Consider the following 7,385-nt stretch of genomic DNA (forward strand, 5'->3'; position numbering starts at 1 on the left):
TCAGCCGAGGGGCGCGCGACCGGTTCCGTCAGGCCTTCTTCTTGCGCCGCCGGACCACGGGAGCGGAGGACTTGTCGGCCGCCGCGGCGGCCAGCAGCTCCTCGGCGTGGGCCCGGCCCGTGTCGGTCGAGTCCATGCCCGCCAGCATCCGGGCGAGCTCCACGACCCGTTGCGTCTCGTCCAGCTTCCGCACGGCGGACCGGGTGAACGTCCCGTCGGCGGACTTGTCCACCACCAGGTGCCGATCGGCGAACGCGGCCACCTGCGGCAGGTGCGTCACCACGATCACCTGGTGCGACCGCGCGAGCCGGGCGAGGCGGCGACCCACCTCGACGGCGGCCCGCCCGCCGACACCGGCGTCGACCTCGTCGAAGACGAGCGTGGGCACCGGATCCGAGTGCGACAGCACCACTTCCAGCGCCAGCATCACCCGCGACAGCTCACCACCGGAAGCACCCTTGTGCACCGGCAGAGCGGGCGCCCCGGGGTGCGAGATCAACCGCAGCTCGACATCGTCCACCCCGGACGCCCCGGCGTGCAGGACGGACCGCCCGACCGGCAGGGCCTGCGCGTCCCCGGCCTCGGCGTGCCGGGGCCGGACGGCGAGCTCCACGGAGGCGTGCGGCATGGCCAGCCCGTCCAGCTCCTCGGTGACGGCCTTGCCCAGTTCGAGAGCGGCCTCGACGCGAGCGGCCGTCACCTGCGTCGCGAGCGTCGCCAGTTCGGTGGCCAGCTCGTCGCGGCGGGCGGCGAGCCCGGTCAGCGCCTCTTCGGAGGTGTCGAGCCCGCCCAGGCGGGTCCGCGCGTCCTCGGCCCACGCGATCACGCCGTCGACGTCGGCCGCGTACTTGCGGGTCAGCGCCTTCAGCTCGGCCTGCCGCTGCAGCACGGCCTCCAACCGGCCCGGGTCGGCCTCCAGCTGGTCCAGGTACCCGGAGATCTCGGCACCGACGTCGGCCAGCAGCGTCGCCGCCTCGACGAGCCGGGGCTCCATCTCGCGCAGCTTCGGGTCCTCCGACGCGGAGAGCCTGCGAGCGGCCTCGGAGATCAGGCCGAGGGCGCCGGGGTTCTCCGGGTCGCCCTCCAGGGAACCCGACACCGCGAACTGCGCGCCCTGGGCGGCCTCGCGGAGCTGGTCCGCGTCGGCCAGGCGGCGGGCCTCGTCGTGGAGTTCGGCGTCCTCTCCGAGCTTCGGGGCGACCGCGTCGATCTCGGTCAGGCCGTGGCGCAGCAGGTCCGCCTCGCGGGCGAGTTCGCGGGAACGCTCGGTGCGTTCCTTCAGCTCCGCCGACACGCGCAGCCACTCCTCGCGGACGGCCTGGTAGGCGCGCAACGGCCCGCCCACGTCGTCGCCCGCGAAGCGGTCCAGCACGCCGCGCTGCTCGGTCGGCCTCATCAGCCGCAGCTGGTCGTTCTGGCCGTGGACGGCGATCAGCTGCTCCGCCAGTTCGGACAGGACGCCGACCGGCACGGAGCGGCCGCCGACGTGGGCCCGCGAGCGGCCGTCCGAGCCGACGGTGCGGATTGCGATCAGCGAACCGTCCTCGTCCGGGTCGCCGCCGACCTCCTCCGCCACCTTCGCGGCAGGGCTGCCCGCCGGGGCCTGGAAGCGGCCTTCGACCACCGCTTTGTCGGCTCCGGTGCGCACGCGGGACGCCTCCGCCCGGCCTCCGCCGAGCAGGTGCAACCCGGTCACGACCATGGTCTTGCCCGCGCCCGTCTCACCAGTCACTACGGTGAACCCGGGGTCCAGTTCAAGGGTGGCCTCGTCGATCACGCCAAGGCCATTGATGCGCATCTCGGCCAGCACAGGGCGAACCTTACTTGTCGAGTCCGACATTTCCTCGCGGGCACCATAACGAGCCAGTGCCGACGCACCGAGCGGCGCGATCAGCCTGCCGATGGTCCCCGCCATCCCTTCACCGGCAGGTCGAACTTCTCGACCAGCCGATCCGTGAACGGTGCCTGGCGCAGCCGCACGACCTTGAGCGGCACCGCGCCCTCCACGATCTCGATCCGCGCGCCCGCGGGCAGCTCGAACGTGCGCCGCCCGTCCGCGGACAACGCCGCGGGATGCCCGGTCGACTCGATCTCGAACGCCACGTGCGACTTCGGCGAGACGACCAGCGGCCGGGCGAACAGCGCGTGCGCGTTGCTCGGCACCACCAGGATCGCCTGCACGTCCGGCCACACGACCGGGCCGCCGGCGGAGAACGCGTAGGCCGTCGAGCCCGTCGGCGTCGCGCACAGCACCCCGTCGCAGCCGAACGCCGACACCGGGCGCCCGTCGACCTCGACGACGACCTCGAGGATGCGTTCGCGGATCAGCTTCTCGACGCTGATCTCGTTGAGCGCCCAGGTCCTCACGACGACCTCGTCGTTCACCTTGGCGATCAGGTCGAGCGTCATGCGCTCTTCCACGAAGTAGTCGCGTTCCAGCACGTGGCCCACGGCCTCGTGCAACGCGTCCGAGTCGGCCTCCGCGAGGAACCCGACCCGGCCCAGGTTGACGCCCAGCACCGGCACCCGCGCCGGACGGGCGAGCTCGGCACCGCGCAGCAGCGTGCCGTCACCGCCCAGCACCAGCACCAGCTCGGTGCCCTCGGCGGCGTGGTCGTCGGCGGGCACGACCTTGGTGCAGCACGACGGGCCGAGGTCACGCGCCTCGTCGTCGAGCACCCTCGTCGTGACGCCCCCGACCGCGAGGCGACCGGCCACCTGGCGGGCGAGATCGATGTTGCTCTGGTGGCCGGTGTGGACGACCAGCAGGACTTCCCTCATTGGGGCCCTTCTTCGACGGCGGTGCGCACCATCTCTGCCGCATCGACGGGATCGCCTTTGCGCAGCCAGAGGAAGTACTCGACGTTGCCGGACGGACCGGGCAGCGGGCTCGCGACGACCCCGTGCACGGCCAGCCCCAGTTCTCCCGCCGCCCTGGTCACGTCGAGCACGGCGTCGACGCGCAGTTCGGGATCGCGCACGACGCCGCCGGAGCCGAGGCGTTCCTTGCCGACCTCGAACTGCGGCTTGACCATCGGCAGCAGGTCGCCTTCCTCGTTCAGGCACGCGGCCAGTGCGGGAAGCACAAGCCTCAACGAGATAAACGAAAGATCGGCCACCACGAGTTCAACTTCGCCGCCGATGTCCTCGGGCGTGAGGGTGCGGACGTTGGTCTTGTCCTTCACCACGACCCGGTCGTCGGTCTGCAGCTTCCAGTCGAGCAGGCCCCTGCCGACGTCGGCCGCGACCACCTGACGCGCGCCTTTGCGCAGCAGCACGTCGGTGAAACCGCCAGTGGACGCGCCGGCGTCGAGACAACGCCTGCCGGTGGGGTCGATCTTGAAGCCGTCGAGCGCGCCGATCAGCTTGTGCGCGCCGCGGGAGGCCCAGTTGGGATCGTTGTCGATGTCCTTGACGACGACCGCGTCGGAGGTCTCCACGGCGGTCGCCGGTTTCGTCGCGACGGTGCCGCGGACCTTCACGCGGCCGTCGGCGACGAGTTGGCTGGCGTGCTCACGGGACCGGGCGAGCCCCCTGCGCACGAGTTCGGCGTCGAGCCGCACCCTGCGAGGCACTGTGCATCACACCTTGTCGATGCTCGACAGCGCGTCGGTGAGCGTCGCGTGCACGGCGTCGAACCGCGCGACGTGCTCGTCGAGGGGAACGTTCTCGAGCCCGTCGAGCCGCTCCAGCGCGCCTTCGATGGCGTCGGCCGGGTTGGGCGGCGGTCCGGGCAGGGGGTAGCTCACGGTCTTACGGTAGCCGATGCAAGACCGACAGGTCCGCGCCGACATACGTGGGTCGCTGCTCTTGCGGAAGCGCTTGCGCCTCCTGCTCGGTGGACACACCCGTGAGCACGAGCAGGGAGTCCATCCCGGCGTTCACCGCGCCCAGGATGTCCGTGTCGAGCCGGTCACCGATGACCAGCGGGCGGTGCGCGCCGAGCTCCTTCGCCGCCTGCTGCAGCAGCGGGGTGGCGGGCTTGCCGGCCACGAGCGGCTCGGCGTCCGTCGCGGCCTTCAGCGCCGCGACGAGGCTGCCGTTGCCGGGCAGCAGGCCGCGTTCGGTGGGCAGGGTGGCGTCGACGTTGCACGCCACCCACAGCGCACCCGCGCGGATGGCCACGGTGGCCTCGGCCAGCTCACGCCAGCCGAGGTCCATGGACAGGCCCTGCAGGACCGCCACCGCGCCTTCGGCGGTGTCGGTCGGGATGAGTCCGCGCTTGAACACCTCGGCTTCGAGAGCCTCGGTGCCCAGCACGAGCACGGTGGACCGCGCCGGCAGGCGCTCGGCCAGCATGGCCGCGCCCGCCTGCGAGGAGGTGCTCACCTCGTCGACGGTCGTGTCGAACCCGAGCTCGACGAGGTGATCGGCCACCGCCTGCGGTGAACGAGAGGCGTTGTTGGTGACGAACCGGATCCCGACGCCGTGCTCTCTTGCCTCGGCGACGGCTTCCACCGCGCCCGGCACGACCTCTTTTCCGCGGTAGACGGTGCCGTCGAGATCGATCAGCAACGCGTCGTACCGGTCGACCAACGTCTCGCTCACTGCTCCGCGGTCTCCTCCTGGGTCAGCTCGAACGCGCGCTCGGCGGCGTCCGTCTCCCCCTCGTCGTCAGCCTCGGCGGCGTTGAGGAACCACTTGACGGCTTCCTCGGTACGACCGGCCGCGGCCAGGTTGTCGGCGTAAGCGTAGAAGAGCCGCGCGGAGTAGGGGGTGCGCTGCCCCGGGTCGAGGTCCGGCCCCTGCAGTGCGACGACCGCCGCGTCGAGCTGGCCCATGTCGCGACGAGCGCCGGCCGCGACGATCCGCAGCTCGATCTCGTCCTCCTGGCTGAGCTCCTTGGCCGCCGGGTCCTTGGCGAGGTCGATGGCCCGCTCCGGCCGGCCCAGGGCCCGCTCGCAGTCGGCCATGATCGCCAGGTGGCCCGGTCCGGGCATCATCCGGCGGGCGGCGCGCAGCTCGCTGAGCGCCTCGGCCCACTCGTCCGCGAAGTACGCGGTCAACCCGGCCGCCTCGCGCACGACACCGACCCGCGCCGCCTTGCTCCGCGCGTACCGGGCGTGCTCCAGGGCCAGCTGCGGGTCCTCGTCGATCAGCAGCCCGGCCGCGGCCAGGTGCCTGCCGATGATCTCCGCGAGCCCCTTGGGCAGGCTGCGCAGCTCGAGCTTGATCTCGGGGTCGAGCAGCGACAGGTCGGCCTCCTCGGGCAGCTCGGGCCGACCGCCGCGGGGGGCGGGCGCCTCGTCGCGCTGCTCGGTCTCGTCCGCACCCGTGCGGGTGCTGTCGTCGGCGCTGTCGTCCGCGCGCTCGCCGGCCTCGGCCGTGTCGGCTTCGGCGGCGACCGCGGACTCCTCGACGGCCTTCGTCTCCGGCTCGGACCCGGTGTCCTCGGCGTCGACGTCGTCGGCTGCGACGGGCTCGCGGCCTGCCGCGGCACGGGTGGCGGCGGCACCGTCACCCAGGCGGTAACCGGAGCGCTCGGCGCCCCGGCTCACCTCGGCGGTGCCGGCCTCGACGTCGGTGCTGCCGGCACCGGTGGCGTCCTGGTCGGCGATGCGCTCCTGGAACCGGGCCGCACGCTCACGGCTCCGCTCGTCCCGACGGTCGTCGCGCTGCGGAGCGGAACGCTCGTCCTTGCGGTCGTCGCTCTTGCGGTAACCACCGCGGTCGCTCGAACGGTCACCGCGGTACCCACCGCGGTCGTCGCTCTTGCGGAACCCGCCGCGCTCACCGGAGCGCTCGCCGCGCGAACCACCGCGGTCGTCGCTCTTGCGGTAGCCGCCCCGGTCGCCCGAGTCATCACGACGGAACCCGCCGCGGTCGCCCGAACGCTCGCCGCGGAAGCCACCGCGGTCACCGGAGTCGCTCTTGCGGTACCCACCGCGGTCACCAGAGCCCTGGCCCCGGTAGCCGCCACGATCGCTCGAGCGGTCGCCGGAGTCGTCACGACGGAACCCGCCACGCTCACCGGAACGCTCGCCGCGGTAGCCACCCCGGTCACCCGAGTCGTCACGACGGAAGCCACCGCGGTCGCTCGAACGGTCGCCGCGGTACCCACCGCGATCACCGGAATCGCTCTTGCGGTACCCACCGCGGTCGCCCGAGTCGTCCCGGCGGAACCCGCCGCGGTCGCTCGAACGGTCGCTGGAGCCCTGGCCCCGGTAGCCACCGCGGTCATCGCTCTTGCGGTAGCCACCGCGATCACTCGAGCCGCCGCGCTCGCCGGAGCGGAACCCGCCACGGTCGCCGGACTCGCTCTTGCGGTAACCGCCACGGTCGCCCGAGTCGTCCCGGCGGAACCCGCCGCGGTCGCTCGAACGGTCACCGCGGTACCCACCACGATCACCGGAGTCGTCCTTGCGGTAGCCGGGACGGTCACCCGAGCCCTGACCGCGGTAGCCACCCCGGTCGTCGCTCTTGCGGTACCCACCGCGGTCGCCCGAGTCGTCGCGACGGAACCCGCCGCGGTCACCGGAACGCTCGCCGCGGTACCCACCGCGATCGCCTGATTCGTCCTTGCGGTAGCCGGGACGGTCGCCGCGGTACCCACCGCTGCGCTCACCGGAGCCCTGCCCGCGATATCCGCCCCGGTCGCCCGAGTCGCTCTTGCGGTAGCCACCGCGCTCGCCGGAACCACCGCGGTCGCTCGAACGGTCGCCGCGGTACCCACCGCGGTCGCCGGAGTCGTCCCTGCGGTAGCCGCCGCGGTCGCTGGAACCCTGGCCGCGGTAACCTCCGCGGTCGTTCGAACCCTGACCGCGGTATCCGCCGCGGTCGTTCGAGCCGGCACGGTTGTCTCGACGGTCACCGCTGTTGGAGCGGTCGCCGGAGCCTTCACCGCGCTGGGAGTTGTTGCTGCTGAACTTGCGATCGCCTGATGAACGGCCACCGTCGGAATGGCGCGGTCGGTCTCCCTGGCCACGCTGACGGTCGCCGGGACGATCCCCGAACCTGGACACCAAATCCTCCTACTTGGACACGCTGAAAGGGGCCTGTGAGCGAAGCACTGTAATTGTGCCCCGCGATCACAAGCCCCTTCAGGGAAGTAAAGTTCGGCGGCGACCTACTCTCCCACACCGTAACCAGTGCAGTACCATCGGCGCAGAAGGGCTTAACTACCGGGTTCGGAATGGGACCGGGTGTTTCCCCAACGCTATAACCACCGAAACACTATGAAATTACAACCTAGAACCCCGATCCTGCGGGTTCGATCGGTCCTGGTTGTTCTTCCAGAACCGCACAGTGGATGCGTAGCGTCTTTGTAACAAGTCCTCGGCCTATTAGTACCAGTCAGCTCCAACCGTTACCGGTCTTCCACCTCTGGCCTATCAACCCAGTGGTCTAGCTGGGGGCCTTAACCCACAAAGGGTGGGATACCTCAT

General features: G+C 71.6%; 6 protein-coding genes and 2 rRNA genes. All 8 read right to left on the reverse strand.

Features of this window, described 5'->3' with window-relative positions:
• Positions 1 to 28: 28 nt before the first annotated feature.
• On the reverse strand, positions 29 to 1,810 hold the full coding sequence (gene recN / locus BMY74_RS11810) for a DNA repair protein RecN (protein WP_177229698.1): 1,782 nt from the start codon (positions 1,808 to 1,810) through the stop codon (positions 29 to 31).
• 80 nt (positions 1,811 to 1,890) lie between these two features.
• On the reverse strand, positions 1,891 to 2,781 hold the full coding sequence (locus BMY74_RS11815; protein WP_089914137.1) for an NAD kinase: 891 nt from the start codon (positions 2,779 to 2,781) through the stop codon (positions 1,891 to 1,893).
• Positions 2,778 to 3,575, reverse strand: a complete 798-nt coding sequence (locus BMY74_RS11820; protein WP_089914140.1) for a TlyA family RNA methyltransferase — start codon at positions 3,573 to 3,575, stop codon at positions 2,778 to 2,780. Before BMY74_RS11820 ends, BMY74_RS11815 begins: the two co-directional genes overlap by 4 nt.
• A gap of 6 nt (positions 3,576 to 3,581) precedes the next feature.
• Positions 3,582 to 3,749 (reverse strand): hypothetical protein, encoded by a 168-nt coding sequence (locus tag BMY74_RS11825; RefSeq protein ID WP_189159503.1) that lies wholly within the window; start codon positions 3,747 to 3,749, stop codon positions 3,582 to 3,584.
• Between the two features lie 4 nt (positions 3,750 to 3,753).
• A complete protein-coding gene (locus BMY74_RS11830) occupies positions 3,754 to 4,548 on the reverse strand; it encodes an HAD-IIA family hydrolase (RefSeq protein WP_089914146.1) in 795 nt (264 codons plus the stop codon).
• On the reverse strand, positions 4,545 to 6,962 hold the full coding sequence (locus tag BMY74_RS46130; protein ID WP_143091543.1) for a hypothetical protein: 2,418 nt from the start codon (positions 6,960 to 6,962) through the stop codon (positions 4,545 to 4,547). Before BMY74_RS46130 ends, BMY74_RS11830 begins: the two co-directional genes overlap by 4 nt.
• A gap of 91 nt (positions 6,963 to 7,053) precedes the next feature.
• Positions 7,054 to 7,170 (reverse strand): 5S ribosomal RNA (rrf, locus tag BMY74_RS11840).
• A gap of 93 nt (positions 7,171 to 7,263) precedes the next feature.
• Positions 7,264 to 7,385 (reverse strand): 23S ribosomal RNA (locus BMY74_RS11845); the annotation flags it as partial.

Origin of the sequence: Lentzea albida (assembly GCF_900111005.1) — a bacterium.
Taxonomy (GTDB): Bacteria; Actinomycetota; Actinomycetes; order Mycobacteriales; family Pseudonocardiaceae; genus Lentzea; species Lentzea albida.